Below are 26,775 nucleotides of genomic sequence, written 5' to 3' on the forward strand. Positions count from 1 at the left end.
GGCGAGTAGGCTGAGAAGAGACCCCCGAGACCTGACACGGCCGGGGGTAGTCGTGTTGCCGTCGTGGGGCTGTGGGCGTATCTGATGAGTCTTTCCGGGCTACTTGACCTTGTTCGCGCCGACCCGAAGCTGACCGCCGCTCTCGAAGAGGGCGGCGACGCCGCGCTGATAGCGCCGTCCGCGCTGCGGCCGTTCGGCGTGGCCGCGCTGTCGGCGCACGACCAGCGCACCGTGCTCGCCGTCACCGCGACGGGGCGCGAGGCGGAAGATCTGGCCGCCGCGCTGACCAGCCTGATCGAGCCCAGCTCGGTCGCGGTGTTCCCGGCGTGGGAGACGCTGCCGCACGAGCGGCTGTCGCCGCGCAGCGACACCGTGGGGCAGCGGCTGGCCGTGCTGCGCAGGCTGGCGCACCCCGTCAAGGGCGACGCCGCCGCGGGGCCGCTCAGCGTGGTCGTCGCGCCGGTCAGGGCGCTGCTGCAGCCGATCGTGAAGGGCCTGGGCGACCTGGAGCCCATCAGGCTGCGCGCGGGCGACGACGCCGACCTCGACGACGTCGTGCGCAACCTGGTCGACAACGGCTACCACCGGGTCGACATGGTGGAGAAGCGCGGCGAGGTGGCCGTGCGGGGCGGGCTGCTCGACGTGTTCCCGCCGACCGAGGAGCATCCGCTGCGGCTGGAGTTCTGGGGCGACACGGTCGAGGAGATCCGCTGGTTCAAGGTGGCCGACCAGCGCTCGCTGGAGGCGGCCGAGGACGGCCTGTTCGCGCCGCCGTGCCGGGAGCTGCTGCTGACCGGCGAGGTCCGGGCCCGGGCGCGCGAGCTGGCCGAGGAGCACCCGGCGCTGGCCGAGGTGCTCGACCAGCTCGCCGAGGGCACGCCGGTCGAGGGCATGGAGGCGTTCGCGCCCGTGCTGGCGGGGGAGATGGACCTGCTGCTCGACCACCTGCCGGCCAGGTCCGCGGTGTTCGTCTGCGACCCCGAGCGGATCAGGGGCAGGGCCGAGGAGCTCGTACGCACCTCGCAGGAGTTCCTCGAAGCCTCCTGGATCAACGCCGCGGCCGGCGGCGAGGCGCCGATCGACCTGGGCGCGGCCGCGTTCCGCACGCTGGAGGAGATCCGCGACCACGCCGACGCGCTCGGGCAGCCGTGGTGGACGATGGCGCCGTTCGGCGCCGGCGCCGAGCTTGACGCGCAGGACTCCGAGGCCTACCGCGGCGACACCGCCAAGGCGCTGGCCGACATCAAGGGCTGGCTGGCCGAGGAGAAGGCCGTCGTGCTGCTCAGCGAGGGCCACGGCCCGGCCGAGCGCATGGTCGAGCTGCTCAAGGGCGTCGACGTGCCCGCCCGGCTGCAGCGGTTCCTGGACAAGGCGCCCGAGCCCAAGGTCGTGCACGTCACGACCGGCCGGATCGAGCACGGCTTCATCACCCCCGGCCTGGCCGTGCTCACCCACCTCGACCTGGTCGGCCAGAAGGCCTCGACCAAGGACATGCGCCGCCTGCCCTCGCGCCGCCGCAACATGGTCGACCCGCTGCAGCTCAAGGTCGGCGACCACGTGGTGCACGAGCAGCACGGCGTGGGCCGCTACGTCGAGATGGTGCAGCGCACGGTGCAGGGCGCCACCCGCGAATACCTGGTCATCGAATACGCCAAGGGCGACCGCCTCTACGTGCCCACCGACCAGCTCGACGAGGTCACCCGCTACGTCGGCGGCGAGGCGCCCACGCTCAACCGCATGGGCGGCGCCGACTGGGCCAAGGCCAAGTCGCGGGCCAAGAAGGCGGTCAAGGAGATCGCCGGCGAGCTGATCAGGCTCTACTCCGCCCGCATGGCCTCGCCGGGCCACGCCTTCGCGCCCGACACGCCGTGGCAGCGCGAGATGGAGGACGCCTTCCCCTACGCCGAGACCGGCGACCAGCTGGAGGCCATCGACGAGGTCAAGCGCGACATGGAGCGCGGCGTCCCGATGGACCGGCTGATCTGCGGCGACGTCGGCTACGGCAAGACCGAGATCGCGGTGCGGGCGGCGTTCAAGGCGGTGCAGGACGGCAAGCAGGTCGCGGTGCTGGTGCCCACGACGCTGCTGGTGCAGCAGCACATGTCCACCTTCGCCGAGCGCTTCTCCAGCTTCCCCGTCACGATCAAGCCGGTCTCGCGCTTCCAGACCGACGGCGAGATCAAGGGCACCCTCGAAGGGCTGCGCTCCGGCGCGGTCGACGTGGTGATCGGCACCCACCGGCTGCTCAGCCCCGAGGTCAGGTTCAAGGACCTGGGGCTGATCATCATCGACGAGGAGCAGCGCTTCGGCGTCGAGCACAAGGAGGCCATGAAGCACCTGCGCACGCAGGTCGACGTGCTGGCCATGTCGGCCACGCCGATCCCGCGCACGCTGGAGATGGGCCTGACCGGCATCCGCGAGATGTCCACGATCCTCACCCCGCCGGAGGAGCGGCACCCGATCCTCACGTTCGTCGGGCCGTACGAGGAGAAGCAGATCGCCGCGGCGATCAGGCGCGAGCTGATGCGCGACGGGCAGATCTTCTTCGTGCACAACCGGGTGGCCTCGATCAACAAGGTCGCCGCGCGGCTGCGCGAGCTGGTGCCCGAGGCGCGCGTCGCGGTGGCGCACGGCCAGATGAACGAGCACCAGCTCGAAAAGATCATGGTGGGCTTCTGGGAGCGCGAGTACGACCTGCTCGTCTCCACCACGATCGTCGAGTCCGGGCTCGACGTGCCCAACGCCAACACGCTGATCGTCGACCGGGCCGACAACTACGGCCTGTCGCAGCTCCACCAGCTGCGCGGGCGCGTCGGGCGGGGCAGGGAGCGCGGCTACGCCTACTTCCTCTACCCGCCGGAGAAGCCGCTGACCGAGACCGCGCATGAGCGGCTGGCCACCATCTCCCAGCACACCGAGATGGGCGCGGGCATGTACGTCGCGATGAAGGACCTGGAGATCCGCGGCGCCGGCAACGTGCTGGGCGCCGAGCAGTCCGGCTTCATCGCGGGCGTGGGCTTCGACCTGTACGTGCGGCTCATGGCCGAGGCCGTGCAGGAGCAGAAGGCCAAGCTGTCGGGCGGCGAGGTGCGCGAGGAGCAGCACGACGTCAAGGTCGAGCTGCCGATCAACGCCCACATCCCGCACGACTACGTGACCTCCGAGCGGCTGCGGCTGGAGGCGTACAAGCGGATCGCGGCCATCGCCGCCGAGAGCGACATCTCCGAGGTGCGCGAGGAGCTGACCGACCGCTACGGCAAGCCGCCGGCGGAGGTGGACAACCTCCTGGAGGTGGCCAGGTTCCGCATCAAGGCCCGCGCCGCCGGGCTCACCGACGTCACGCTCCAGGGCCAGAACATCAAGTTCGGCCCGGCCCGGCTCAGGGAGTCGCAGCAGGTGCGGCTCGATCGGCTCTACAAGAAGGCGATATACAAGCAGGCGGCGGAGACGTTGCTGGTGCCGGTGCCCAAGACCAAGCCGCTGGGCGGGCAGCCGTTGCGCGATCTCGACCTGCTCAAATGGTGCGGTGACCTGGTCGAGGCGATGTTCCTCGAGCCCGCACGGGTAAGCTAGCGGCGGTTTCTGGTCGGAAAGGGACGTACGTGAAGTCGATACGAGTGGCCGCCGTCGCCGCGGCGGGGGTCGTGGCACTGACCGCCTGCTCCTCCCCCATGCAGGCCGGGGCCGCGGCCGTGGTCGGGAGCGAGCGCATCTCGGTGAGCCGGCTCACCGAGGACACGCAGGAATATCTGGCCGCGCTGAAGAGGGCAAACCTGGACGAGTCGGCGCTCGGTGTGCCGGCCAACCAGGCCGTGCTGCGGCGCCTGGTCGATGAGAGCATCAGCCGGCAGCTCATGGTGCGCCACAAGGTGCAGGTGAGCGAGACCGAGATCGACACCGCGCTCAAGAACCCGGGCCAGTTCGAGTCGCCCGAGATCAACCTGCTGGCCAACGGCGTCAACCCCGCCGACGCCCGCAGCTATGTGCGCGCCATGGTGGGCCTGACCAAGCTGCAGCAGCAGTTCGGCGGCGAGGCCGGGCAGCAGCGGCTGATCCAGGAGTACACCTCGATCAAGCCGATCTTCAACCCGCGTTACGGCGTGCTCAACCCGCAGCGCAGCCAGGAGAACCCGGCCCTGTTCGTCGACACCGGCAGGTTCGGCAAGCTCACCCAGCAGGCGCAGCCGCAGCAGCAGGGCTGAGGCGTGCCGCTGATCGTCGTCACCACCTCGCCCAGGGTCGCGCCGGGCCTGCTGAGCCACCAGGCCTGGCAGGCGCTGCGCTCGGGCCCGGTGCTCACCGGCTCCGGCGCCCATCCGCACCTGCCCTACCTGGCCGAGGCGGGGATGGAGGTCGAGGTGGTCGAGCCCGACCCGCCGGCGCTGGCCGGGCGCGCCGTCGCCGGGACCGTCGTGTGGCTGGCGGAGCAGGACGGCGAGGACTTCATGCGCGCCGTCGGGCACGCCGCGCTGGCGCTGGCGGAGCCGCCGCTGATCGAGGTCGTGCCGGGCTCCTACGACCTGCCCGGGGCGCGGCTGCTCGACCTGGTGGCGGTGATGGACCGGCTGCGCGCCGAGTGCCCGTGGGATCGCAAGCAGACGCACGAGACGCTGGTGCCGTACCTGCTGGAAGAGGCCTACGAGGTGCTCGAGACCATCGAGCAGGGCGACTATCCGGCGCTCCGCGAGGAGCTGGGCGACCTGCTGCTGCAGGTGGTCTTCCACGCGCGGGTGGCCGGCGACTTCGACATCGACGACGTGGCGGCCGGGATCGTCGAGAAGCTCGTACGCCGCCATCCCCACGTCTTCGGCACCGTGCGAGCGGAGAGCGCCGACGAGGTCAGCGACAACTGGGAGGCGATCAAGGCGGCGGAGCGGGCGGCCAAGGGCACCGAGTCGGTGCTCGAAGGCGTGCCGATGGGGCAGCCGGCGCTGTCGCTGGCGGCCCAGCTCCTGCGCCGGGCCGGCCGGGCCGGGGCGCCGGAGGCGCTGTCGGCGGCGGTCGGGCAGGGCGTGGCGCGCGAGCTGTTCGACCTGGTGCGCCGGGCGGCCGAGGCCGGGTTGGACGCCGAGGCCGAGCTGCGCGCGGCGGCCCGCACCTACCGTGACCGGGTGCGCGCGTGGGAGTCCTCCACGGGGTGACCCCCGCCGCGACACACCGCCGGGCGCGACACACCGCCGGGCGCGACACACCGCCGGGCGCGACGCACCGCCGGGCGCGACACGCCGCCGGGCGGCGGGACGGCTCGTGCGGCGGGACGGCCCCGGCCGGGTGACGCCGGGCAGCCGGGCGGCCGGGTGGCGGGGAAGCGCCTGAAGCGGTGTGCCGGCCTACCGATAGGCTCTGAGGGCATATCAGCATTCGATTGAGGAGCGCATCCCGTGGCTACCATCGAGGTCGTATACGCTCGCGAGATCCTCGACTCCAGGGGCAACCCCACGGTTGAGGTCGAGGTCGTGCTCGACGACGGCAGCACCGGCCGGGCGGCCGTGCCGAGCGGGGCGTCCACCGGCCAGTTCGAGGCGGTCGAGCTGCGTGACGGCGGCAAGCGTTACGGCGGCAAGGGCGTGGAGAAGGCCGTCCTCGCCGTGACGGACGAGATCCAGGAGGAGATCAGCGGGGTCGAGGCGGAGGACCAGCGCATCATCGACCAGATCATGATCGATCTGGACCGCACGCCCAACAAGTCCAAGCTGGGCGCCAACGCCATCCTGGGCGTCTCGCTGGCCGTGGCCAAGGCCGCCGCCGACAGCGCCGACCTGCCGCTCTTCCGCTACCTGGGCGGCCCCAACGCGCACCTGCTGCCCGTGCCGATGATGAACATCCTCAACGGCGGCGCCCACGCCGACACCAACGTGGACATCCAGGAGTTCATGATCGCGCCGATCGGGGCGGAGTCGTTCCGCGAGGCCGTGCGCATGGGCACCGAGGTCTACCACGCGCTCAAGGCCGTGCTCAAGGAGAAGGGCTACGCCACGGGCCTGGGCGACGAGGGCGGCTTCGCGCCCAACCTGCCCTCCAACCGCGACGCGCTCGACCTGATCCTGGTCGCCATCGAGCGGGCCGGCTACGTGCCGGGCGAGGACATCGCGCTGGCGCTCGACGTGGCCGCCTCCGAGTTCCACAAGGACGGCGTCTACACGATCGACGGCAAGGGCCTGTCGGCGCAGGAGCTCATCGCGTTCTACGAGGACCTGGTCGCCAACTACCCGCTGGTCTCGATCGAGGACCCGCTCGACGAGGAGGACTGGGCGGGCTGGAAGGCCATCACCGAGGCGCTCGGCGACAAGGTGCAGCTCGTCGGCGACGACCTGTTCGTCACCAACCCCGAGCGGCTGGAGCGCGGCATCAAGGAGGGCACCGCCAACGCCCTGCTGGTCAAGGTCAACCAGATCGGCACGCTGTCGGAGACGCTCGACGCCGTGGACCTGGCCCACCGCAGCGGCTACCGCTGCATGATGAGCCACCGCTCGGGCGAGACCGAGGACACGACGATCGCCGACCTGGCCGTGGCGGTCAACTGCGGCCAGATCAAGACCGGCGCCCCGGCGCGCTCCGACCGCGTGGCGAAGTACAACCAGCTGCTGCGCATCGAGGAGCTGCTCGACGACGCCGCCCGTTACGCGGGTCGCGCCGCGTTCCCGCGGTTCCGGCGCTAGTTTCGAGTACGGCTCGCGGCACCCCGAACATCCGGCCGCGAGCCGTGCTTGAGGGGGTGTGCAGCAATTGGCGAAAAGGCCGCAGCTCACCGGGAGGGCCGCCATCCTGGCCGTCGTGGTGTGCGCGATCGCGATGAGCCTGGCCTACCCTGTGCGCGAGTACATCAGCCTGCGCCGCAGCATCTCCGAGCTGCGCGCGGAGAAGGCCAGGGTCGAGGCGGAGAAGCAGGCGTTGCTGGCCCGTGACCGGCAGAGCGACGACCCCAACTGGATCACGAAGACGGCCAAGGAACGGCTGCACTACTGCGGGCCGGGCGAGAAGTGCTACGTGGTGATGGAGCCCGAGCAGGACAGGCAGCCGTCGGTCGCCAAGCAGCCGGCGGCGGTGCCGCCGTGGTACGAGACGCTCTGGGAGTCCGTCGAGGCCGCCGACCAGGGCACCGGGCGCCGGGCCGTCACGGGGAGGGAGAGCGTTGGACAGTAAGGACGTCGAAGTCGTCGAGCGGCAGCTCGGGCGGCCGCCCAGGGGGCTGCGGGGGGTGGCGCACCGCTGCCCGTGCGGCAATCCCGACGTGGTGGAGACCGCGCCCAGGCTGCCCGACGGCTCGCCCTTCCCGACCCTCTACTACCTGACCTGTCCCAAGGCGGCCTCGGCCATCGGCACCCTGGAGGGCTCCGGGCTGATGCGCGAGATGCAGGCCAGGCTGGCCACCGAGCCCGACCTGGCGGCGGCCTACCGCGCGGCCCACGACGACTACGTGGCCAGGCGTGATGAGGCGGCCAAGGAGGAGGGGCTGACGCCGCTCCCGCGCGACATGCAGAGCACCGGCGGCATGCCGGAGCGGGTCAAGTGCCTGCACGCGCTGGTGGCGCACGAGCTGGCGGCCCCCGGGGTGAACCCGTTCGGCAGGGAGGCGCTCGACGCCCTCCCCGACTGGTGGAGTGACGGACCATGCGCGTAGCCGCCGTCGACTGCGGCACCAACTCCGTACGCCTGCTCATCGCCGACGTCGGCGCCGAGGAGCTGAGCGACGTCGAGCGGCGGATGGAGATCGTCCGCCTGGGTCAGGGCGTCGACAAGACGGGCAGGCTGGCACCCGACGCGCTGGAGCGCACGTTCAAGGCCATGCGCGCCTACCAGGAGCTGATCGAGCGCCACGGCGCCGTCGCCACGCGCGTGGTGGCCACGAGCGCGACCAGAGACGCGGCCAACCGGCAGGAGTTCGCCGACGGCGTCCGCGAGATCTTCGGGGTCGAGCCGGAGGTGGTCTCGGGCTCGGAGGAGGCGGAGCTGTCGTTCACGGGCGCGACCAGGGGGCTGCTGCGCCTGTCGCCCGAGACCGAGCTGCCGCAGGGCCCGCTGCCGCCCTACCTGGTGGTCGACATCGGCGGCGGCTCCACGGAGTTCGTGGTCGGGGCCGAGCACGCGCGGGCCGCGCTGTCGGTCGACATCGGCTGCGTGCGCCTGACCGAGCGGCACCTGCGCGAGGCCGGCGACCCGCCGTCCGCGCCGGCCCTGGAGGCCGTGGTGGCCGACATCGAGGCCGCGCTCGACCGGGTCGAGGAGGCGGTCCCCGTACGCGAGGCGCACACCCTGGTGGGCCTGGCCGGCTCGGTGACGACGGTCGCGGGCATCGCGCTCGATCTGCCGGCCTATGACTCGGCGCGCATTCACCACTCGCGGATTACCGCGGAAGAGGTCCACGACGTCACGCGGCGATTGCTGGCGATGACCCATAGTGAGCGGGCCGCGCTCGCGGTGATGCATCCGGGAAGGGTTGACGTGATTGGCGCGGGTGCGCTAATTCTTGACCGGATCGTACGACGTTTCGCGTTTTCGCAGGTCGTGGTCAGTGAACACGACATCTTGGATGGAATCGCCTGGTCCCTCGCCGGATAGCTGAAGAAATCCGGACATTTCCGATCCGCGGGTCGTGTTGAGCGTGCAATCAGTATTGTGATTAGGTAAAGGGGCATTACGGGGGCTTTGCCATATCGCCATGCGCGGAAGGCGCAGGCGTGGCGACCGTTCCCGAGCGCGTCTCTTCCCTCACGGAATGGAGCACTCTCAATGATGTCTGTTGGGTTAGCACGTAAGGCCGCCGCGTTCGGCGCGTCGGCCGCGGTGCTGGCAGCCCTGTCGGCGGGTCTGGTCTCCAGCCCCGCGCAGGCGGCCACCTCGGCCAAGGCCGCGTCGGGGGCCAAGGTCTCGGTCACCACGCCGAAGGCCTCTCCGGGCGACTACGAAGGTTCCTGTCCGACCAAGGTCAACTTCTCGGCCCAGATCAAGGTGCCCGTCAAGGGCAAGACGGAGCTGGCCTACCGCTGGCTCCACGGTGACGGGTCCAAGAGCAAGGTCAACGTGGTCAAGCTCTCGGGCAAGGGCACCAAGACCGTGACGGTCAAGCAGTCCATCACCTTCAAGGACGACGTCAAGGGCTGGGAGGCCATCCAGGTCCTCGGTCCCAAGAAGGTCACCTCGAAGAAGGGCTACTTCTCCGTCTCCTGCGAGAAGCCGCAGGAGCTGAAGGAGGTGCGCACGCACCTCGACAAGACGGTCACCGCACGCGCCTGGGCGAGCCCGAGCACGTACGTCGGCCGTTGCGACACCCGCTGGGACAAGATCGACTTCGTTGGCCTGATCAAGGTCAACCACCCCACGTGGGTGCGTTACCGCTGGGTCCTCAACGGTGACGTGGTCGACTACGGCAAGATCAAGGTCCACGACGCGCGGAAGGTCGGCTTCGGCATCTCCCCGCGTCACAGCCAGCGTGGCTGGGCCCAGCTGCAGATCCTCGGCCGTGACGGCTCCTCCTCCAACCGGGCCTACTACAAGGTCTGGTGCAAGGACGACCGTCCGGACAGGCCCAAGCCTCCGGTCCACCACGACCACGACACCAAGGTGTCGGCCTCCGCTTCGGTGAAGACCTCCGACAACTGCTCGACGGTCTCCGCCAGCGGCCAGATCACCTCGACCGGCGCCGGCCGGGTCAGCTACACCTGGACCCTGAACGGCACCAACGTGGGCAGCGGTCACACCTACTTCGACCGCAAGGGCGGCACGCACTTCATCAGCGGCTTCTCCTCGGCGCTGGCCGGCGAAGGTGCCAAGAGGGGTGTCGTGAAGCTCACGGTCACCGGCCCGGACAACAGCGACACGGCCGTCGACTTCTACTCCTGCAAGGCGCCCGCTCCGGCCCCTGCTCCGAGCGAGTCGTCCTCGCCCGCTCCGTCGCCGACGCTGTCGGCCCCGGCGGTTCCGTCCGCCGGCTGATCGGTGCGACGTTGACCGGTTGAACCGGATGGCTCCTTCGGGCGCCATCCGGTTCTTCTTTGCCGGCCTCCGACGAGGGGCCGCACCGCGAGTACTACCGGCTCAACGACGTGGAGCGGCGCCGGCGGGGCGGTGTCCGGCGCGACGCGGGCCGCCGCGACGGAGCCGGTGGGCTGAGCATCGGGCACGATCGGTGTCATGAGTTTCGTACCTCCTGGCACCGGCTGGCCCGAAGACCCCGCGACCCCTGACACCCCGGTCGCGGAGGACCCCGCGGACGTGCGCCGCCTCGCCGTCACCGCGAGCACGCTGGCGGAGCTGACGGCCCGGCAGTCCGTCTGCCGGGCCTGTCCCCGCCTGGTGGCCTGGCGCGAGGAGGTCGCGCAGGTGAAGCGGCGCGCGTTCGCGGACGAGACGTACTGGGGCCGTCCCGTCCCCGGCTGGGGCGAGGAGCACCCGCGGATCCTGCTCGTCGGCCTGGCGCCGGCCGCCCACGGGGGCAACAGGACCGGCCGGATCTTCACCGGCGACCGCAGCGGCGACTGGCTGTTCGCCTCGCTGCACCGCACTGGCCTGGCCGCGCAGGAGACCAGCACGCGCGCGGGCGACGGGCAGAGGCTGATCGGCACGCGCGTGCTGGCCTCGGTGCGCTGCGCCCCGCCCGCCAACAAGCCGGAGCCCTCGGAGAAGGCCGCGTGCTTCCCGTGGATGGCGCGCGAGGTGGCGCTGGTGGCGCCGGACGTGCGGGTGATCGTGGCGCTCGGCGGATTCGCCTGGCAGGCCATGTGGCCCGCGCTCAAGGAGGCGGGCTACGAGCTGCCGCGCAGCCGCCCGCCGTTCGGCCACGGAGCCGAGACCGAGGTCCGGTACGGCGACGCCCCCGTCACCCTCATCGGCTGCTACCACCCCAGCCAGCAGAACACCTTCACCGGCCGCGTCACCGCCCAGATGCTGGACATGATCTTCACCAGGGCCAGGTCACTGGCTGTGTGACGCGTTCCACCACGCCCGGATTGGATTCGTCGAGAGCGCTTGACGTAAGCTTGTGAATGCTTTCACAAGCATTCCACGAGGGATGGGGCCTCAGGATGAACAAGCACATCTTGATCGTCGGCGGCGGATACGTCGGCCTGTACACAGCGCTTCGACTGCAGCGCAAACTCCACCGTGAGCTGCGCGGTGGCGAAGCCCGCATCACGATCATCGACCCCCAGTCCTACATGACCTACCAGCCGTTCTTGCCGGAGGCGGCGGCGGGTAACCTGTCGCCGCGGCACATGGTGGCCCCGCTGCGGCGGATCCTGCCCAAGGTGCGCATTCTCAACGGCACGGTCACCAAGATCGACCATGCCGAGCGCCTGGCGACCTTCCAGCCCGCCGAGGGCGAGGCGCGGCAGGTGGCCTACGACGTGATCGTGATGGCGGCGGGCTCGATCTCGCGTACGCTGCCGATCCCCGGGCTGACCGACATCGGCATCGGCTTCAAGACCGTCGGCGAGGCCATCGCGCTGCGCAACCGGGTGCTGCACCTGCTCGACGTGGCCGAGTCGACCGACGATCCCGAGGTGCGGCGCAGGGCGTTGACGTTCGTGGTGGTGGGGGCCGGTTTCGCCGGGGTCGAGGCGCTGGCCGAGCTGGAGGACATGGCCAAGGACTCCACCCGCTACTACCGCAACATCAAGCCCTCGGACATCCGCTGGGTGCTCGTGGAGGCCACGAACCGGGTGCTGCCCGAGGTCGGCCCCGAGATGGGCAAGTGGACCCTGGAGCAGCTCCGGGAGCGCGGCATCGACGTCAAGCTCGAAACCCGTCTGGAGTCGTGCGTGGGCGGCCACGTGGTGCTGTCGGACGGCTCGGAGTTCGACGCCGAGACGCTGGTGTGGACCGCCGGGGTCAAGCCCAGCCCGGTGGTCAACGACAGCGACCTCCCGCTCGACGAGCGCGGCCGGATCAAGACCACCGCCATGCTGACCGTGGCGGGCGCCCCCGGCGCCTTCGCCGCGGGCGACGCGGCCGGCGTGCCCGACGTCACCAACCCCGGGCAGTACTGCGCCCCGAACGCCCAGCACGCGGTCCGCCAGGCCAAGGTGCTGGCCGACAACATCGTCCGCCACCTGCGTGGCCAGGAACTGGTCGAATACCGCCACAAGTATGTCGGATCGGTGGCCGGGCTCGGCCTGCATCAGGGCGTGGCCAATGTCTATGGCGTCAAGCTTCGCGGATTCCCTGCGTGGTTCATGCACCGGACCTACCATCTGTCGCGGGTGCCGACGCTGAACCGCAAGGTCCGGGTCGTCGTCGATTGGACCCTGGCCCTGTTCTTCAAGCGAGAGACGATCTCGCTGGGTGAGATGGAGCACCCGCGCGAAGGCTTCAGGGCCGCGGTGGCGACGACTCACCGCTAGCCCAGGTACGGCAGCGCCCCGGCGACGTATCGCCGGGGCGTTTCGGCTCCCCTGGTCGCAAGCGGAAGGGGTACGACGGGTGGGTCTTTCAGCGGTGACCGTGCTCGGTGTCGACCGGCCCGGCGTGATCGCCGCAGTAACCGGTTCGCTCGCCGACTGCGGGGCGAACATCCAGGACTCGACCATGACGTTGCTCGGCGGCCACGTCGCGATGATGCTGCTCGTCTCCGGCGAGCTGGACCCGGCCGAGCTGTCGAAACGGGTGGGAGCGCCGGACCTGGTGGTCACCGCCTCCGCGATCGAGGCCAGCCGCCACTTCTGCGAGGAGGGCGACGGGCTCGGCTACGTCCTGACCGTGCACGGCCCCGACCGGCCCGGCATCATCTCCGCGATCAGCGCGGTGCTGGCCGCCGACGGCGGCAACATCACCGGCATGAGCACCAGACTCACCGGCCGCCTCTACGTCCTGATCGCCGACGTCGAGCTGCCGAAGGAGGTGGACGTGGCGGCGCTCATGCGCAGGCTGGCCGCCGTCGGCGCCAGTCTCGACTCGGACATCACCTTCCGGCCCGTCGAACCGGACTTCCTTTGACCTCCCCCCGGCCCGTGAACGGAGCCGCCCCGTTCCCCCCGCCCGTCCCGCGGCCCGCCCCGGACGCCGCGGGGCCCTTGGCGCGCCCTGAGAGGCCCGCCCCGGACGCCTCAGGGCCCTTCGTGCGCTCTGAGGGGCCCGCCGCCTGCCTCGCGTGGCCCTTCGTGCGCCCCGAGGGGCCCGACCCGGACGCCGCAGGACCCTTCGTGCGTCCCGAGGGGCCCGCCCCCCGCGCCGTGCCGCCCTTCTTCCGGGTATGCAGCCGGGCGCGGGGAACGTGTTCCGTCGGCGGAGGGCGGGTGGGTCTCGTGGGGCGGGCGAAGTGAGGCAGCCGGAGGGGACGGCGCGCGAGGTGCTCGGCGCCCCGCACCCCGTCCTGTCGGCCGTGGCGGAGCCCGTGGACCCGACCGCTCCCGAGATCGTGGCCGCCGCGGCGGACCTGCTGGCGACCCTGCGCCGCTGCGAGCCGGGCACGACGGGCCTGGCCGCCCCCCAGATCGGCCTGAGCCTGCGCCTGATCGCCTTTGACGCCCGGCTCCACCCCCGGAGCCGGTCCTGGGCCGGAGAGCTCGTGGTGGCCAATCCACGGCTCGCCGGAGCGGCCCGCTTCGGCCCCGCGCGCGAGGGGTGCGCGTCCGTCTCGGGGCTGACCGCGGACGTCTGCCGTGCGGCGCGTATCACCGTACATGGGCATTTGCCAGGCAGCGGCGAGACCGTCACCATCGAAGCGGATGCCTTCGAAGCTCGTTGCATTCAGCACCAACTGGACCATCTGGACGGTCTACTCTTCTTGGACAGAGTCCCTGGAGCGCTATCACTTCACCGCAGACTTCACACTTGTGACGCCTGATGCGAAGTTGTGCTCCTCGGAAGCATGGTCCGTTTCGTATGATTACGGCGCCCCCGTAGCCCAATGGCAGAGGCAAACCCCTTAAAAGGGTTGACGTGCGGGTTCGAATCCCGCCGGGGGCACTTGCCACCTCCATTGTCTTTAGGCCGCTGACCTGGAGGTTTACCGGGAAGGCCGGACAAGCCTTCACTGTCCGTTCCCGACCCGATATCGAGTTGTTATGGAGTTGCCCGGCCACCGGGCCCTCACCGCTGGTGGGCGGCCGGGTGCCGGGCCGGCCGAGAGGGCCGCGGAGTGGGTGAGTGGCCCCTCGCGTGACCGGCGCCCGGGTTTGCCCCGCCGAAAACTTTCGAGCTCTCCCGCATATTGACAACCCGTCAGTTCTCTGCTTTCTCCCGCCCTTTGCGGGAGTTTCTTTCCGTGAATGGTTGACTACGCATTACACCCGGGGTTTTGATGCCGGGGAAACGCCGATACCGCCCCGCGCACTCGCCTCGCCGCCCGGTCCCGGCTGTCCCCGGGGTCCGCCCGGGGGCCGTCCCGCGTCCGCCCCGCGCCCAATCGGTGCACGTCGAGGGCCGTCCGCCGGGCCCTGAGCAAGATTTTTCCGGTGCCGGATGACCTTGGGAACTTCGCGGCGGGCACGTTCGTTGTGAACGCAGCCGAAGTCCCGAAAGAACATCGATCTGAGCGTCAGTTGACCAAGGTGCCGCCAGGCCCCGTAGGCTCGGCGTCACAGGAGGCAGCGATGGAGAGCAAGAACCCCGTATTCAGCAGGTCGCGGAAGCAGGCCGCGGCGGGCTGGGCAGGCCCCACCCCGTCCCCCGACCAGCTGCAGAACATGTACGACGCGCCGTCGTACGCCCCGCCGTCCCGGCCCGCACACCGGACCATGACGCTCGACGACGTGGTGGTCCGCGGGTTCCTCACCCTCGGCACGCTCGTCGCGGCCGCCGCGGTGTCCTGGATCCTCGAAGTCCCGCCCATGGTCGCCATCGGCGCCGCCGTCGTCGCGCTGATCCTGGGCCTGATCGCGTCGTTCACCATGAGCACCAACCCGGCGCTCATTCTGGGATACGCGGTCTTCGAGGGCGTCTTCCTGGGCACGATCAGCTCCCTGTTCGAGGGGAGGATCAGCGGCATCGTGCTGCAGGCGGTGCTGGGCACGGCGTTCGCCTTCGGCGCGGTGCTGACCGTCTACTCGCTACGCATCATCCGCGTCACGCCCAAGCTGGTGAAATACGTGATCGCCGCGGCGATCGCGGCCCTCGGCCTGGTGCTCGTCAACCTGCTCGTCGGCCTCTTCAACGAGGGCGCCGGCCTGGGCATCCGCACCGACAGCCCGCTGGGCTGGATCTTCAGCGTCGCGATGATCCTGCTCGGCTGCTTCTTCCTGCTGCTCGACTTCGACTCGATCGAGCAGGGCGTCAAGCAGGGCGCCCCGGAGAAGTTCGCCTGGCAGTGCGCGTTCGGTCTCACGCTGAGCCTGGTGTGGATCTACCTGGAGGTGCTGCGGTTCATCAGCTATTTCTCCAACAGCGACTGACCGCACATCCTCGCGTCACCCCGGAGGGCCTCGCCGTTCAGGCGGGGCCCTCTCGCTGTGCGACCGAAAATCTACCTGCCGTCACAGAACGATCCCGGACCAGGGTCTTGCCATTCGCACGCCAGTGTTGCAGTGTCAAGCAAAGGACCTTAATCCGCGGAGGTGCCCATGTCCTTGAACCACTCACCGGAGACGCAGACGAAGCTCATCGCAAGAGTCCCGACCATCACGGGACGCGAACTCCCAGAGTGGTTTCAAGCCATCGACAACGGCCCGGCTTTCCTACGGTGTGACGAGCGGGCCAACTGGCTCGCCGACGAGCACGGGCTGACCCACGGCTACGCCGCCGCCATCGTCCACGAGCACGAGCGGCACCGCCGTAACCGTATGGGCTTCATCTAAGCCCGCCCCAACCCCGCGCCCGCGCTCCCAGCGCGGGCGCGTCATCATGAGGTCATGGACCTCGACAAGGCACTCGGCTTTCTCCGCACCCATCACCGCGCCGTCCTGCTGACCAGGCATCCCGACGACCGCCCGCAGCTGTCCCCCGTCACGGCGGGGGTCCAGGACGGCCGCGTGGTCGTCAGCACCAGGGAGACGGCGGTCAAAGTCCGCAACGCGCGCCGCGATCCGCGGGTGTCGCTGTGCGTGTTCACCGACGCGTTCTTCGGTGAGTGGATCCAGGTGGACGGCACGGCGGAGTTCGTCGGCCTGCCGGACGCCATGGACCTGCTGATCAGGTACTACCGGGACATCTCCGGCGAGCACCCCGACTGGGACGACTACCGTGCGGCCATGGTGCGGGACCGGCGCGTCGTCATGCTCATCACGCCGACCCGCGTCGGCCCCGACCACCACGGCTGAGCCGGCCCCAGTGGGCCCCGACCGTCGCGGCCGGGGCCCCGGGCGGTCAGCTCAGGCGCTCGATGACCATCGCCATGCCCTGGCCGCCGCCCACGCACATCGTCTCCAGGCCGATGCTCTTGTCGTGGTGCTGCAGGCTGTTGATCAGCGTCGAGGTGATCCGCGCGCCCGTCATGCCGAACGGGTGGCCGATCGCGATCGCCCCGCCGTTGACGTTGAGCCGGTCGAGGTCGATGCCCAGCTCCTGGTAGGACGGGATCACCTGGGCCGCGAACGCCTCGTTGATCTCCACCAGGTCGATGTCGTCGATCGCCATCCCGGCCCTGGCCAGCGCCTGCTTCGACGCCTCCACGGGGCCGAGCCCCATGATCTCCGGCGAGAGCCCGGAGACGCCGGTGGACACGATCCTGGCCAGCGGCGTGATGCCCAGCTCGGCGGCCTTGACGTCGCTCATGATGACGACCGCCGCGGCGCCGTCGTTGAGCGGGCAGCAGTTGCCGGCCGTGACGGTGCCGTCGGGGCGGAAGACGGGCTGCAGCGCGGAGACCTTCTCGTACGTGGTGCCGGCCCTGGGCCCGTCGTCCTTGCTGGCCACGGTGCCGTCGGGCAGGGTCACGGGCGTGATGTCCTTCTGCCAGAACCCGTCGGCCAGCGCCTTCTCGGCCAGGTTCTGGGAGCGTACGCCGAATTCGTCCTGCTCCTGGCGGGAGACGCCCCTGAGCTGGGCCACGTTCTCGGCCGTCTGGCCCATGGCGATGTAGACGTCGGGGACCGCGCCGTCCTCGCGCGGGTCGTGCCAGGTCTTCCCGCCCTCGGCGAACGCCTTCGTCCGGCCCAGCGCGTCGAGGAAGACCGGGTTGTGCGTGTCGGGCAGCGAGTCGGAGTTGCCCTTGACGAAGCGGGAGACGGTCTCCACGCCGGCCGAGACGAACACGTCGCCCTCGCCAGCCTTGATGGCGTGGAAGGCCATCCTGGTGGTCTGGAGCGAGGAGGAGCAGTAGCGGGTCACGGTGGTGCCCGGCACGTTGTCGAGCCCGAGCATCACCGCCACCACGCGGGCCATGTTGAAGCCCTGCTCGCCGCCGGGCAGCCCGCACCCCAGCATGATGTCCTCGATCGAGGCGGGGTCGAGCTGGGGCACCTTGGCCAGCGCCGCCTGGATCATCTGCACGGTCAGGTCGTCGGGCCGGATGTCCTTGAGCGACCCCTTGAAGGCTCGTCCGATGGGGGAACGCGCGGTTGCGACGATGACTGCCTCGGGCATGGCCCCTCCTTTGTCGGCGCTAATAGTAGAACTATATTCCAGTTCTCCGCGCAAGGCCCGCGGACCCCCGGGCTCTACCCGTACATGCCCGGCGCCGTCGCCGTGTGGTCGTTGACCGCGTGCAGGGCGCCCTTCTCGTCGCGCCACAACCGCCAGCCGTCATGGCTGCCCGTGAACCAGGGCGGCGGGGCGGTGGCGGGGGAGACCCGCTTGCCGGTGCCGAGGTCGTATTCGCAGATGGCGGCCGTGGAGTAGAAGCCCGGCGCCTGCCCGCGCAGCGGCAGCGGCTTGGGATCGGTGACGCAGAAGGACCAGCCGCGCTCCTTCTCGACCGGCACCGGCCTGCCCGAGACGATGTCGAAGGCCGTGCCCTTGGCGCCGTGCTTGAGGAAGCCCAGCTTGTCCATGCGGTCGGGGAAGGCCAGCCACCAGCCCGAGCCCGGCACGTCGGCGGCGGTGATCTGGCCGACCACCCGGCCGGTGGCCGAGTCGAGCCGGGCGAAGCCGCCGTAGACGCCCTGGCGGTCCACCGGGCGCACGACCGGGGCGAAGCCGGGGCTGCCGCTGGGATAGACGCGTACGACGGAGGGCCGCATCCAGTTGATCGTCCCGTCGGCGATCCTGATGGAGAACAGCCCGAAGGTCGAGATCTTCTTGGTCCGCGGGTTGGTGTAGGGGGCGACGTAGCCGACCAGGTCCTCGCCCGTGGCGCCGAACGCCCACCCGCCCGACAGGTCGATGCCCGGCCCCAGCGCCTGCTCGATCGGCTGCTGCCACTGGAGCCTGCCGGTCTTGAGCTCGTACGACTCCACCATGGGGTTGGCGGCCAGCCGCAGCAGCAGCACCCGGTCCCGGTCGGACCACTCGACCTCGGAGATGCCCGGGAGCTGCCACAGCTGCTTGCCCGTCGCCGCGTCGAGCACCACCATGCGCGCCTTGGCCAGCGCGGTGTGCTCGGACACGCAGATGTACGGCCCGCAGCGCTGCGGCCCGAACGTCGAGTGGATCGGCCGCGTCCACTTCCGCGCCCCGGAGCGGGCGTCGCGGGCGATGAGCGTGGCGTTCCAGCGGCCCTTCTTGGCGGGGTCGAGCGCGACCACCACGCCCTGGCCCCCGGCCGTCTCCACGATCGCGGGGGCGGAGACGCCCATGCCGGGCAGGCGGCCCGACATCGTGGCGGGATGGGCCCACAGCCGCCTGCCGTCACGCAGGTCGACCGCCACGGTCTCCAGGGCGCCGTCGGGCTTCATGGAGGTGGTGGCCACGACCCCGCCGGCCACCGCCATCCGGCTGACGGCGTTGACCTGGGTGTTCTGCCAGGCCGGAAAGGCCGACGTGGCCGCGTCGCTGTCGGAGCAGCCGGCCGCGGCCAGGGTTGCTGCGAGGGTTCCGGCGAGGGCGAGGGACGGTTTCCAGAGGGGCCGGAGCACGGGCAATCCACTCCAAAGAGGACGGGGAGTGGCGGCTCCGGAGCGGAGGGTGACCGGATGGAGGTGTGCGGCCGTCAGGTGTCGTTGACTGCCTCACCGAGTCGCCGCCGGAACAACGCGGCCCACTTCCCGTGCAGGCCCGTCGCCCGTCCGTCGACCCGGGTCGCGGTGACCTCGGTGCCGGGCTCCTCCGCGGCCGTAGCCGCCGCGAGGTAGATCGGTTGCAGTGCTTCGCCGCGTGCGGGGCGCGGCTCAGGCCACAGCCCCAACGCAGCGCACACTGACGGTAGCACCGCGTAAGCGGCCTGCGCGTAACCTCGGTCAGATGGATGGAAACGATCGGGTCCGAACATCTCTGTCGGATTTGTCGCGAACTCGGGGCCCAGGACGTCCGCGAACGCCACCGTACGGCCGCCCGCGTCCACCACCGCCACCGTCTGCGCCGCCGCGAGCTGCCGGCTCCAGCGCTGCGTCACCCAGCGCAGCGGCTGCGCGATGGGCCGCACGGTGCCGAGGTCGGGGCAGGTGCCCACGACCACCTCCGCCCCCGCGTCACGCAGCCGCCGCACCGCCTTGGTCAGATGGCGTACGGCGATCGCCGGCGGCGTCTGCGTGATGATGTCGTTGGCCCCGATGAAGATCACCGCTATGTCGGGCTCCATCGCCAGCGCCACGTCCACCTGCTCGCCCAGCTCGGCCGAGGGCGCGCCGGACTTGCCCGCCACGACCAGGCGCACCGGCCGCTCGGCGACCGCGGCCAGGCCGCACGCCAGCAGCACGGCCGGCGTCTTGGCCGCCTCGGTCATGCCCAGCCCGACGCTGGTGGAGTCGCCCAGCATGGCCATCTTGAGCGGCTCGCCGGGGAAATCGCCGTAGACGCCGTCGGACGGCGGCCCGTCCAGGCCGTGCGGGCGGCCGATGGCCTTGCGCGCGAGCAGCCCCTCGGCGATGAGCAGGCCGTACGCCGTGGCCCCCAGAGCCGTCAGCCCGCCTCCTCCGAGTGCCGCCGCCGCGGCGATCCTGCGCGCCGCGCGCGCCATGCCCGCTGCCCAGACCACGTACGTGCCCTCCTCGGTCCAACTCGGCGGTAGCGTTTGCTTGATAACTAGCCGAGGGCCTGCCACCCCCACTGGATCTCGGCCTCTGACAAGCTGATCAAGCTTCGGTGAAGAAGGTGAACACCTCGGTGCGCGTTTACGATTCCCTCGTTGAGCTGATGGGGAACACTCCGCTCGTCCGGATGAGCAAAGTGACCGCGGGCGTGCCGGCCCAGGTGCTGGCGAAGGTCGAGTACTTCAACCCGGGCGGCTCGGTCAAGGACCGCATCGCCGTACGCATGATCGAGGCGGCGGAGAAGTCCGGCGAGCTGCGGCCCGGCGGCGTGATCGTGGAGCCGACCTCCGGCAACACCGGCGTGGGCCTGGCCATCGTGGCCCAGCAGAAGGGCTACCGGTGCCTGTTCGTGGTGCCCGACAAGGTGGCCCAGGACAAGATCGCGGTGCTGCGGGCCTACGGCGCGGAGGTCGTGGTCTGCCCGACGGCGGTCTCGCCCGACCACCCCGACTCCTACTACTCGGTCTCCGACCGCCTGGCCCGCGAGGTGCCCAACGCCTGGAAGCCGGACCAGTACTCCAACGTCAACAACCCCGACTCCCACTACCACTCGACGGGCCCCGAGCTGTGGGAGCAGACCGAGGGCCGGATCACGCACTTCGTGGCGGGCATCGGCACCGGCGGCACGATCAGCGGCACCGGGCGCTACCTCAAGGAGGTCTCCGGCGGGCGGGTGAAGATCATCGGGGCCGACCCCGAGGGCTCGGTCTACTCCGGCGGCTCCGGGCGGCCCTACCTGGTGGAGGGGGTCGGCGAGGACATCTGGCCGGCCACGTACGACACCGGGATCTGCGACGAGATCATCGCGGTGTCCGACAAGGAGTCCTTCAACATGACCCGCAGGCTCGCCCGCGAGGAGGGCCTGCTGGTGGGCGGCTCCTGCGGCATGGCCGTGGTCGCGGCGCTGCGGGTGGCGGCCAAGGCCGCGCCCGGCGACGTGGTGGTCGTGCTGCTGCCCGACGGCGGCCGGGGCTACCTGTCGAAGATCTTCAACGACGACTGGATGGCCGACTACGGCTTCCTGACCACCGGCACCGACGAGAGCCTGGTCGGCGACGTGCTGTCGCGCAAGGGGCCGGGGCTGCCCGAGTTCGTGCACGCGCATCCGCACGAGTCGGTCGGCACGGCGATCGCGATCATGCGCGAATACTCGGTGTCCCAGCTGCCGGTGATGAAGGAGGAGCCGCCGGTCATGGCGGCGGAGGTGGTCGGCTCCATCGTCGAGCGCGATCTGCTCGAAGCCCTCTATCACGGCAGGCTCTCCTCCGACGACCCGATCGCCGATCACATGTCCGCCCCGCTACCCATGATCGGCAGTGGTGAACCTGTGGCGCGTGCGGTGGAAGCGCTGGAGAAGGCTGATGCGGCCGTTGTGCTGGAAGACGGCAAGCCGTCCGGGCTGATCACCCGGCAGGACCTGCTGGCCTTCCTCGCCAACCACTGACGCGCCCGCGCCGTCTCGCGGCCCGGCCAGGCTCCCCGGCCGGGCCGGTGGGCCGCCCGACGCGCCGGGGGTCAGGTGAGCGGGAACTCGGCGATCACTTCCCAGGCGCCCTCGGGGGAGGGGCCCGCGTAGAGCCGGCCGCCCAGTGCCTCCACCCGCTCGGCCATGCCGACCAGCCCGAACCCGCCGCCGAGCCGGGAGACCCGCGGGTCGGGCCCGGTGCCGTAGTTGCGCACCCGCAGCACCACGGCCCGCTCGTAGCGGCGCAGGTCCGCCTCCACCCAGGCCGTGCGGGAGGCGTGCTTGCGGATGTTCGTCAGCGCCTCCTGCAGCACCCGGTGCAGGGTCGTCATGACCTCCGGGGGCAGCGTGCGGTCGTCGATGCCCTGGCCGATCTCGAAGGCCACCTTGGGGCCGTCCGCCGAGAACCGGTCGGTCAGCATCCGCAGGTCGGCCAGCGTGACGCCGGGCCTGCGGTCCGCGTCGTCCTCCGTGCGCAGCACCGCGACCATGCGCCGCATCGAGGTCAGCGCGTCGGTGCCGGCCGTCGCGATCGCGTCGAGGGCGGGCAGCACCGCCTCCGGCTTGGCCTCGGCGACCGTGCGGGCGGCCTGGGCCTGCACGACGATGCCGGTGATGTGGTGGGCGACCAGGTCGTGCAGTTCCCTGGCCAGTTCGAGGCGCTCGGCCCGGCGTACGGAATGGACGGCCTCCTTGCGGCGCTCCTGCTGGAAGCGCAGGTAGCCGCCGACGCCCGCGGCCGTCGACCAGCCCGCGAACAGCAGGAACGCGAAGACCAGGCTGGAGCTCTGGTAGTCGCGCCCGTGCGCCTCCCACATCAGCACGATCAGGGCCACGCACGCCAGCGCCGCGGCCCTGCGCACCGGCTCCACGTGCCGCAGCACCCCGATGAGCAGGATGAGCAGCGAGCCCGTCTCCGTCATCCCCGGCACGCCGTTGAACCCGACGGCCCCGATCAGCACGGAGGTGCCGAACGACAGGGCCAGCAGGACGGCGAACCCCTGCACCCGGAACCTGCGCCGCAGCGCCACCGCGACGACCCCGGCCACGCCGCAGGCGAACACCAGCCACTGCAACGGGCCGACCGAGAGGCCGAGCGCGAGGTCGAACAGCAGCAGCAGGCCCAGCCAGCCGTACATCGCGATCTCGCTCAGCCGGCGGATCCAGTACACGAGCCGTTTCGAATCCCCCACGGCCCCGAGCCTAAGCCGGAGGTCGGACATGTCGTATCAACCGTTCGGCCGAGTGGGCGCGTACGAGACCAGCCCTTCAGCGGAGGCGCCGGACGGGCGGCATCGCGGATGCTGGACGTGTCGGAAGGGGACAGACATGGTTGCCATCGGGTTCGCGCTGCTGGGTGTGGGGCTGGTCGTCGCGGTATTGCTCGCGCTGGCCGACCCCGTGCTGCTCTCGCGCATCAACGGGGAGCACGCCGAGGGCGGCAGCGGCCGGTACATCAAGGCGGACGTCGTACGGCTTCCGTCCAGGAACGGCGGGGACCGGAGCGAGCCCAGGGCGGCCTGACGGACGGGCCCGCGCGGGCATGGCGCGCGGGCCGCACGGGGGCTGTGGGGACGGTCCCCCGTGAGCGGCCCGCGATCCCGTTGGGGAACGGATCGCGGGCCGTCCTCGCGCCCCGCGGGGCCTGTAACGTTGCCTGTATGAGCAACGGTTTTGAGACCCTGGCCATCCACGCAGGTCAGGAGCCCGACCCGCTGACCGGCGCGGTCGTGCCGCCGATCTACGCCACGTCCACCTACAAGCAGGACGGCGTGGGCGGCCTGCGCTCCGGCTACGAATACAGCCGCTCGGCCAACCCCACCAGGACCGCGCTCGAATCCGCGCTGGCCGCCGTGGAGGGCGGGGCGCGCGGGCTGGCGTTCGCGTCGGGGCTGGCCGCCGAGGACACCCTGCTGCGCACGGTGTGCCGGCCGCAGGACCACGTGATCATCCCCAACGACGCGTACGGCGGCACCTACCGCCTGTTCGCCAAGGTGCACGAGCGCTGGGACCTGCACTACGACCCGGTGCCGCTGCACGACCTCGACGCCGTGGCCGCGGCGATGACGCAGAAGACGAGGGTGGTCTGGGTCGAGACGCCCACCAACCCGCTGCTCGGCATCGCCGACATCGCCGCGCTGGCCCAGCTCGCCCACGACAACGGCGCGCTGCTGGTCGTGGACAACACGTTCGCCTCGCCCTACCTGCAGCAGCCGCTGGCCCTGGGGGCCGACGTCGTCGTGCACTCGACCACCAAATACGTGGGCGGCCACTCCGACGTGGTGGGCGGCGCCCTGGTGGCCGCCGACGCCGGGCTCGGGGAGGAGCTGGCCTACCACCAGAACGCGATGGGCGCGGTGGCCGGGCCGTTCGACGCCTGGCTGACGCTGCGCGGGCTCAAGACCCTCGGCGTGCGCATGGACCGCCACTGCGACAACGCCGAGCGCGTCGTGGACCTGCTGCTCGCCCACCCGCGCGTGACCGAGGTGCTCTACCCGGGGCTGCCCGGGCACGCCGGGCACGAGGTGGCGGCCAAGCAGATGCGCCGCTTCGGCGGCATGGTGTCGTTCCGGGTGGCCGGGGGCGAGGCGGAGGCCGTGGCGGTCTGCGACCGGGCCGAGCTGTTCACGCTGGGGGAGTCGCTCGGGGGCGTCGAGTCGCTCATCGAGCACCCGGGCCGGATGACGCACGCCTCGGCGGCCGGGTCGCCGCTGGAGGTGCCGTCCGACCTGGTGCGGCTGTCGGTCGGCATCGAGACCATCGACGACCTGCTCGCCGACCTCACCCAGGCCCTGGGCTGACCCTGGAGCGGGTTATTCGGGGATGACCATGAGGAAGAGGATCACCAGCCAGATCACGGACAGCAGCCCGCTGATCGCGGCGATCCGCCCGTTCTCCACCTTCGCGTCGTCGTCCGCACTCTCGCTGGAGAGCGCCTGGACGGCGGTGCGGAGGTCACGGTCGATGATCACCAGCAGGACCGCGGCCACGATGAACAGCGTCATCGACGCCGTCATGTACCACCGGCCGAGCAGCCCGTCGCCGATCATGATGCCGAGCGCCAGCCCGAACACGAACACGCCCAGGCTGGCGAGGCTGTAGATTCTGGTTGTGCGCTGGATGAACTGCAGCGCGGAGACGTTCTTGTTCCTGATGGCGCGCGGCGCGCTCATCGTCGCGGCGGTGATGGGGCCGATCGTGAAGATCGCGAATCCGATGTGCAGCCAGAGAAGCAGGGACATGCGGGAAGACTAGTCCCCGGCGATCTCGGTGGGGGACTCGACACTCTCTTTGCTCTCCGCGGAGCAGCGCATGCACAGCTCCGTGGTCGTCACCGCGACGACCATCAGGACGATGAGGAGGACCGTGGCAATCATGGAGGCCCCTTCTTCCCCGTGACGGACGAAAATATCGTCCGTAATGACTAGACGGGTGTGCAACGGAATAAGTTCGTCGCGGGTATGGTTGTTCATCGCCGCTTTTTCCTTACCGATTGGGCACAAGGGGGTGCCGTCCGTGGCCATCAGGCACGTCGAGCCGTACACCGACGAGTGGCTGCAGCAGCCGATCAGCTACGTCCAGCAGGTGGTCGACCTGCTCGGTGCCGAGGTCGAGGACTGGTGGGAAGGCCCGTGCGATCCCCGTGACGCCACGGTGAAGCTCACCGACGGCACGGCCCTGGTGTGGGACGAGGAGAGCGGCTGGCGGCTGGGCGCGTTCGTCTCGGGCGGCCGGGGGCGGCACACCGAGCTGTCCGGGGTGCGCTACCTCGGTCACGGCCTGCTGCCCCGGCCGGAGCGGGTGCCGTCCGCGCTGGCCGACGCCAGGGCCGGCGTCGGCGCGAGCTCGGCCTGGCGCCCCTGCTACCGCTCCCACCGCAACTGCCGCGACGGCTTCGACGTCGCCCTCGACTTCTACGCGCTCGCCTGAACCCGGTCTCCACGCGCCCGCCCGGCCCTCGGCCGCTGCCCGCCGGCTGCTGCCTGGGCGCGTGAGGCGCGTCCGGGGGATCGGTCGCTTATGGTGTGGTTCGTGGCTTCCAGTCAGCGACGTCGCGACCAGCTCAAGGAGTTCCTGCGCGCCAGGCGGGAAGCGCTCACGCCCGGCGACGTCGGGCTGCCCGACGCGGGCGCCCTCACCTTCGAGTATTCGCTGTTCAGGCTGCCCGATCGGGCCGACCTCAACGTGGTGCTGCACACCCCGCAGCCCGGCACCGGCACCAGGGAGAGGGTGGAGAGCCTGGTGGCGGTACACCCACGATGAGCTGACACTGCCTCGCCGCCGGCGGGCGCAGCACGATGGACGGCATGAAGGCAATCACGATCCCCGAATTCGGCGGCCCTGACGTTCTCCTGCTCGACGACGTGAAGGTCCCCGAGCCCGGCGCGGGGCAGGTCGCCATCGACGTGGCGTACGCGGGCGCCAACTTCGCCGAGATCCTCTACCGGCAGGGTCTGGCGGACGTGCCGCTGCCGTTCGTGCCCGGCATCGAGGTGTCCGGCCGGGTCCGGGCGCTCGGCCCCGGCGTCGAAGGGCTGCGGGTCGGCCAGCCGGTGGCCGCGCTGACCATCGTGGCCGGCGGCGGTTACGCCGAGGTGGTGACCACCGCCGCCGACCTGGTGGCGCCGCTGGACGGCCACGCCCTGGAGCTCGGCGTCGCGGCGGCGGTGCCGTCCAACAGCACGACGGCGTTCCTGGCGCTGGACCGGGTGGCGCGCATCGAGCCGGGGGAGAGCGTGTTCGTGCACGCCGCCGCCGGCGGCCTGGGCAGCCAGCTCGGGCAGGCGGCCCGGCTGCTCGGGGCGGGCCGCGTGGTCGGCACCGTGGGCAGCCCCGCCAAGGTCGAGACGGCCAGGGCGTTCGGCTACGACGAGGTCGTGCTGCGCGGGGAGGCGGCCGGGGCGGGCCGGTTCGACGTGGTGGTGGACATGGTCGGTGGTGCGGCCCGCCGGCTCAGCCTGGACCTGCTCGCGCCGATGGGCCGGATGATCGTGCTGGGCAACGCCTCCGGCGCCGCGGACGAGGGGATGCCTGCCAACGAGTTGTGGCTGGCCAACAGGACGGTCTCCGGGTTCAACCTGGCCGCGTTCTCCGCCGCCTCCCCGGCGGAGGCGGGGCGCGCGTTGCGGCGCGCGGTGAGCGCGGCCGCGCGCGGGGACCTGCGGGTGCGCATGGAGTCGCTGCCGCTGGCGATGGCCGCCGAGGCCCACCGCCGCATCGAGTCGGGCCGCACCACCGGCAAACTGGTGCTCGAAGTAACCCCCCGCTGAGCCCGGCACCCTGGCGGAGAGAAGAGCGGGCCGGGGCCCCTGA

General features: G+C 70.9%; 27 protein-coding genes and 1 tRNA gene. 22 read left to right on the forward strand and 6 right to left on the reverse strand.

Annotation, left to right across the window (positions count from 1 at the left end; genetic code table 11):
- Positions 1-84 precede the first annotated feature (84 nt).
- From mfd to IO39_RS27415, 16 genes are all read left to right on the forward strand, one after another.
- Entirely contained in the window at positions 85-3,573 is a 3,489-nt protein-coding gene (mfd, locus tag IO39_RS27340) for a transcription-repair coupling factor (RefSeq protein ID WP_043628863.1), read from the forward strand.
- Between the two features lie 29 nt (positions 3,574-3,602).
- Positions 3,603-4,202 (forward strand): SurA N-terminal domain-containing protein, encoded by a 600-nt coding sequence (locus IO39_RS27345; protein WP_084773573.1) that lies wholly within the window; start codon positions 3,603-3,605, stop codon positions 4,200-4,202.
- A 3-nt stretch (positions 4,203-4,205) separates the two neighbouring features.
- Positions 4,206-5,141, forward strand: coding sequence for a nucleoside triphosphate pyrophosphohydrolase (locus IO39_RS27350; protein WP_043628738.1), 936 nt, complete (start codon positions 4,206-4,208; stop codon positions 5,139-5,141).
- Positions 5,142-5,381: 240 nt separating this feature from the next.
- Positions 5,382-6,659: a phosphopyruvate hydratase gene (eno, locus tag IO39_RS27355; RefSeq protein ID WP_043628740.1), complete on the forward strand. Its 1,278-nt coding sequence runs from the start codon at positions 5,382-5,384 to the stop codon at positions 6,657-6,659.
- Between the two features lie 67 nt (positions 6,660-6,726).
- A complete protein-coding gene (locus IO39_RS27360) occupies positions 6,727-7,143 on the forward strand; it encodes an FtsB family cell division protein (protein WP_052423423.1) in 417 nt (138 codons plus the stop codon).
- Positions 7,133-7,621: a DUF501 domain-containing protein gene (locus IO39_RS27365; RefSeq protein ID WP_043628742.1), complete on the forward strand. Its 489-nt coding sequence runs from the start codon at positions 7,133-7,135 to the stop codon at positions 7,619-7,621. Before IO39_RS27360 ends, IO39_RS27365 begins: the two co-directional genes overlap by 11 nt.
- The gene (locus IO39_RS27370) at positions 7,612-8,559 is read left to right on the forward strand and encodes a Ppx/GppA phosphatase family protein (RefSeq protein WP_043628744.1); all 948 of its coding nucleotides are present in this window, start codon (positions 7,612-7,614) and stop codon (positions 8,557-8,559) included. Before IO39_RS27365 ends, IO39_RS27370 begins: the two co-directional genes overlap by 10 nt.
- Positions 8,560-8,733: 174 nt before the next feature.
- Positions 8,734-9,933 (forward strand): hypothetical protein, encoded by a 1,200-nt coding sequence (locus IO39_RS27375; protein WP_157548955.1) that lies wholly within the window; start codon positions 8,734-8,736, stop codon positions 9,931-9,933.
- 198 nt (positions 9,934-10,131) lie between these two features.
- Complete coding sequence (locus IO39_RS27380) at positions 10,132-10,926, forward strand: uracil-DNA glycosylase (protein ID WP_043628747.1); 795 nt, start codon at positions 10,132-10,134, stop codon at positions 10,924-10,926.
- Between the two features lie 95 nt (positions 10,927-11,021).
- Positions 11,022-12,338: an NAD(P)/FAD-dependent oxidoreductase gene (locus IO39_RS27385; protein ID WP_043628748.1), complete on the forward strand. Its 1,317-nt coding sequence runs from the start codon at positions 11,022-11,024 to the stop codon at positions 12,336-12,338.
- Positions 12,339-12,417: 79 nt separating this feature from the next.
- The gene (locus IO39_RS27390) at positions 12,418-12,930 is read left to right on the forward strand and encodes a glycine cleavage system transcriptional repressor (protein ID WP_043628750.1); all 513 of its coding nucleotides are present in this window, start codon (positions 12,418-12,420) and stop codon (positions 12,928-12,930) included.
- A 256-nt stretch (positions 12,931-13,186) separates the two neighbouring features.
- On the forward strand, positions 13,187-13,780 hold the full coding sequence (locus IO39_RS27395) for a peptide deformylase (RefSeq protein ID WP_084773575.1): 594 nt from the start codon (positions 13,187-13,189) through the stop codon (positions 13,778-13,780).
- A gap of 49 nt (positions 13,781-13,829) precedes the next feature.
- Positions 13,830-13,902: transfer RNA gene (locus tag IO39_RS27400), tRNA-Leu, on the forward strand.
- A gap of 626 nt (positions 13,903-14,528) precedes the next feature.
- Positions 14,529-15,326 carry a Bax inhibitor-1/YccA family protein gene (locus IO39_RS27405; RefSeq protein ID WP_043628754.1) on the forward strand — a complete coding sequence of 266 codons (798 nt, stop codon included), beginning with the start codon at positions 14,529-14,531 and terminating at the stop codon, positions 15,324-15,326.
- A gap of 168 nt (positions 15,327-15,494) precedes the next feature.
- Positions 15,495-15,728, forward strand: a complete 234-nt coding sequence (locus tag IO39_RS27410; RefSeq protein ID WP_043628756.1) for a DUF4287 domain-containing protein — start codon at positions 15,495-15,497, stop codon at positions 15,726-15,728.
- 54 nt (positions 15,729-15,782) lie between these two features.
- Entirely contained in the window at positions 15,783-16,190 is a 408-nt protein-coding gene (locus IO39_RS27415) for a PPOX class F420-dependent oxidoreductase (RefSeq protein WP_043628759.1), read from the forward strand.
- A gap of 46 nt (positions 16,191-16,236) precedes the next feature.
- On the opposite strand, the gene IO39_RS27420 is transcribed toward IO39_RS27415, so the two are convergent.
- The 3 genes from IO39_RS27420 to IO39_RS27430 all read right to left on the reverse strand — a co-directional run bounded on the left by IO39_RS27420 (position 16,237) and on the right by IO39_RS27430 (position 19,942).
- Positions 16,237-17,454: an acetyl-CoA C-acetyltransferase gene (locus tag IO39_RS27420; protein ID WP_043628762.1), complete on the reverse strand. Its 1,218-nt coding sequence runs from the start codon at positions 17,452-17,454 to the stop codon at positions 16,237-16,239.
- Between the two features lie 74 nt (positions 17,455-17,528).
- Positions 17,529-18,884 carry an outer membrane protein assembly factor BamB family protein gene (locus IO39_RS27425; RefSeq protein ID WP_043628764.1) on the reverse strand — a complete coding sequence of 452 codons (1,356 nt, stop codon included), beginning with the start codon at positions 18,882-18,884 and terminating at the stop codon, positions 17,529-17,531.
- 74 nt (positions 18,885-18,958) lie between these two features.
- A complete protein-coding gene (locus tag IO39_RS27430; protein WP_245642281.1) occupies positions 18,959-19,942 on the reverse strand; it encodes an SGNH/GDSL hydrolase family protein in 984 nt (327 codons plus the stop codon).
- A 128-nt stretch (positions 19,943-20,070) separates the two neighbouring features.
- On the opposite strand from IO39_RS27430, the gene IO39_RS27435 reads away from it, so the two are divergent.
- Positions 20,071-21,441: a cystathionine beta-synthase gene (locus tag IO39_RS27435; RefSeq protein WP_043628867.1), complete on the forward strand. Its 1,371-nt coding sequence runs from the start codon at positions 20,071-20,073 to the stop codon at positions 21,439-21,441.
- A gap of 71 nt (positions 21,442-21,512) precedes the next feature.
- Here IO39_RS27435 and IO39_RS27440 read toward each other — a convergent pair whose 3' ends face one another.
- Entirely contained in the window at positions 21,513-22,655 is a 1,143-nt protein-coding gene (locus IO39_RS27440) for a sensor histidine kinase (RefSeq protein WP_043628869.1), read from the reverse strand.
- A gap of 136 nt (positions 22,656-22,791) precedes the next feature.
- Here IO39_RS27440 and IO39_RS27445 point away from each other — a divergent pair, with 136 nt between their 5' ends.
- Both IO39_RS27445 and IO39_RS27450 read left to right on the forward strand, forming a co-directional pair.
- Complete coding sequence (locus IO39_RS27445; RefSeq protein WP_043628768.1) at positions 22,792-22,986, forward strand: hypothetical protein; 195 nt, start codon at positions 22,792-22,794, stop codon at positions 22,984-22,986.
- A 137-nt stretch (positions 22,987-23,123) separates the two neighbouring features.
- Complete coding sequence (locus tag IO39_RS27450) at positions 23,124-24,263, forward strand: cystathionine gamma-synthase (protein WP_043628770.1); 1,140 nt, start codon at positions 23,124-23,126, stop codon at positions 24,261-24,263.
- Positions 24,264-24,275: 12 nt separating this feature from the next.
- Here IO39_RS27450 and IO39_RS27455 read toward each other — a convergent pair whose 3' ends face one another.
- Both IO39_RS27455 and IO39_RS59075 read right to left on the reverse strand, forming a co-directional pair.
- Positions 24,276-24,704 carry a DUF2269 family protein gene (locus tag IO39_RS27455; protein ID WP_043628772.1) on the reverse strand — a complete coding sequence of 143 codons (429 nt, stop codon included), beginning with the start codon at positions 24,702-24,704 and terminating at the stop codon, positions 24,276-24,278.
- A 9-nt stretch (positions 24,705-24,713) separates the two neighbouring features.
- Complete coding sequence (locus IO39_RS59075; protein ID WP_281200152.1) at positions 24,714-24,839, reverse strand: hypothetical protein; 126 nt, start codon at positions 24,837-24,839, stop codon at positions 24,714-24,716.
- A gap of 139 nt (positions 24,840-24,978) precedes the next feature.
- Between IO39_RS59075 and IO39_RS27465 the strand changes: the two genes are divergently transcribed.
- The 3 genes from IO39_RS27465 (at position 24,979) to IO39_RS27475 (ending at position 26,732) form a co-directional block, all read left to right on the forward strand.
- Positions 24,979-25,392: a DUF6292 family protein gene (locus IO39_RS27465; protein WP_043628871.1), complete on the forward strand. Its 414-nt coding sequence runs from the start codon at positions 24,979-24,981 to the stop codon at positions 25,390-25,392.
- A 102-nt stretch (positions 25,393-25,494) separates the two neighbouring features.
- A complete protein-coding gene (locus IO39_RS56880) occupies positions 25,495-25,725 on the forward strand; it encodes a hypothetical protein (protein WP_211267182.1) in 231 nt (76 codons plus the stop codon).
- A gap of 44 nt (positions 25,726-25,769) precedes the next feature.
- Positions 25,770-26,732, forward strand: a complete 963-nt coding sequence (locus IO39_RS27475) for a quinone oxidoreductase family protein (protein WP_084773595.1) — start codon at positions 25,770-25,772, stop codon at positions 26,730-26,732.
- Positions 26,733-26,775: the final 43 nt, after the last annotated feature.

It is taken from the genome of Nonomuraea candida (assembly GCF_000725485.1).
Taxonomy (GTDB): domain Bacteria; phylum Actinomycetota; class Actinomycetes; order Streptosporangiales; family Streptosporangiaceae; genus Nonomuraea; species Nonomuraea candida.

What these genes read in the sequence shown, in the direction of transcription:
- mfd (WP_043628863.1), top strand. Translation starts at nt 85, where the DNA reads ATGAGTCTTTCCGGGCTACTTGACCTTGTTCGCGCCGACCCGAAGCTG.
- IO39_RS27370 (WP_043628744.1), top strand. Translation starts at nt 7,612, where the DNA reads ATGCGCGTAGCCGCCGTCGACTGCGGCACCAACTCCGTACGCCTGCTC.
- IO39_RS27375 (WP_157548955.1), top strand. Translation starts at nt 8,734, where the DNA reads ATGTCTGTTGGGTTAGCACGTAAGGCCGCCGCGTTCGGCGCGTCGGCC.
- IO39_RS27380 (WP_043628747.1), top strand. Translation starts at nt 10,132, where the DNA reads ATGAGTTTCGTACCTCCTGGCACCGGCTGGCCCGAAGACCCCGCGACC.
- IO39_RS27385 (WP_043628748.1), top strand. Translation starts at nt 11,022, where the DNA reads ATGAACAAGCACATCTTGATCGTCGGCGGCGGATACGTCGGCCTGTAC.
- IO39_RS27395 (WP_084773575.1), top strand. Translation starts at nt 13,187, where the DNA reads ATGCAGCCGGGCGCGGGGAACGTGTTCCGTCGGCGGAGGGCGGGTGGG.
- IO39_RS27405 (WP_043628754.1), top strand. Translation starts at nt 14,529, where the DNA reads ATGGAGAGCAAGAACCCCGTATTCAGCAGGTCGCGGAAGCAGGCCGCG.
- IO39_RS27410 (WP_043628756.1), top strand. Translation starts at nt 15,495, where the DNA reads ATGTCCTTGAACCACTCACCGGAGACGCAGACGAAGCTCATCGCAAGA.
- IO39_RS27415 (WP_043628759.1), top strand. Translation starts at nt 15,783, where the DNA reads ATGGACCTCGACAAGGCACTCGGCTTTCTCCGCACCCATCACCGCGCC.
- IO39_RS27420 (WP_043628762.1), bottom strand. Translation starts at nt 17,454, where the DNA reads ATGCCCGAGGCAGTCATCGTCGCAACCGCGCGTTCCCCCATCGGACGA.
- IO39_RS27445 (WP_043628768.1), top strand. Translation starts at nt 22,792, where the DNA reads ATGGTTGCCATCGGGTTCGCGCTGCTGGGTGTGGGGCTGGTCGTCGCG.
- IO39_RS27450 (WP_043628770.1), top strand. Translation starts at nt 23,124, where the DNA reads ATGAGCAACGGTTTTGAGACCCTGGCCATCCACGCAGGTCAGGAGCCC.
- IO39_RS27455 (WP_043628772.1), bottom strand. Translation starts at nt 24,704, where the DNA reads ATGTCCCTGCTTCTCTGGCTGCACATCGGATTCGCGATCTTCACGATC.
- IO39_RS59075 (WP_281200152.1), bottom strand. Translation starts at nt 24,839, where the DNA reads ATGATTGCCACGGTCCTCCTCATCGTCCTGATGGTCGTCGCGGTGACG.
- IO39_RS27475 (WP_084773595.1), top strand. Translation starts at nt 25,770, where the DNA reads ATGAAGGCAATCACGATCCCCGAATTCGGCGGCCCTGACGTTCTCCTG.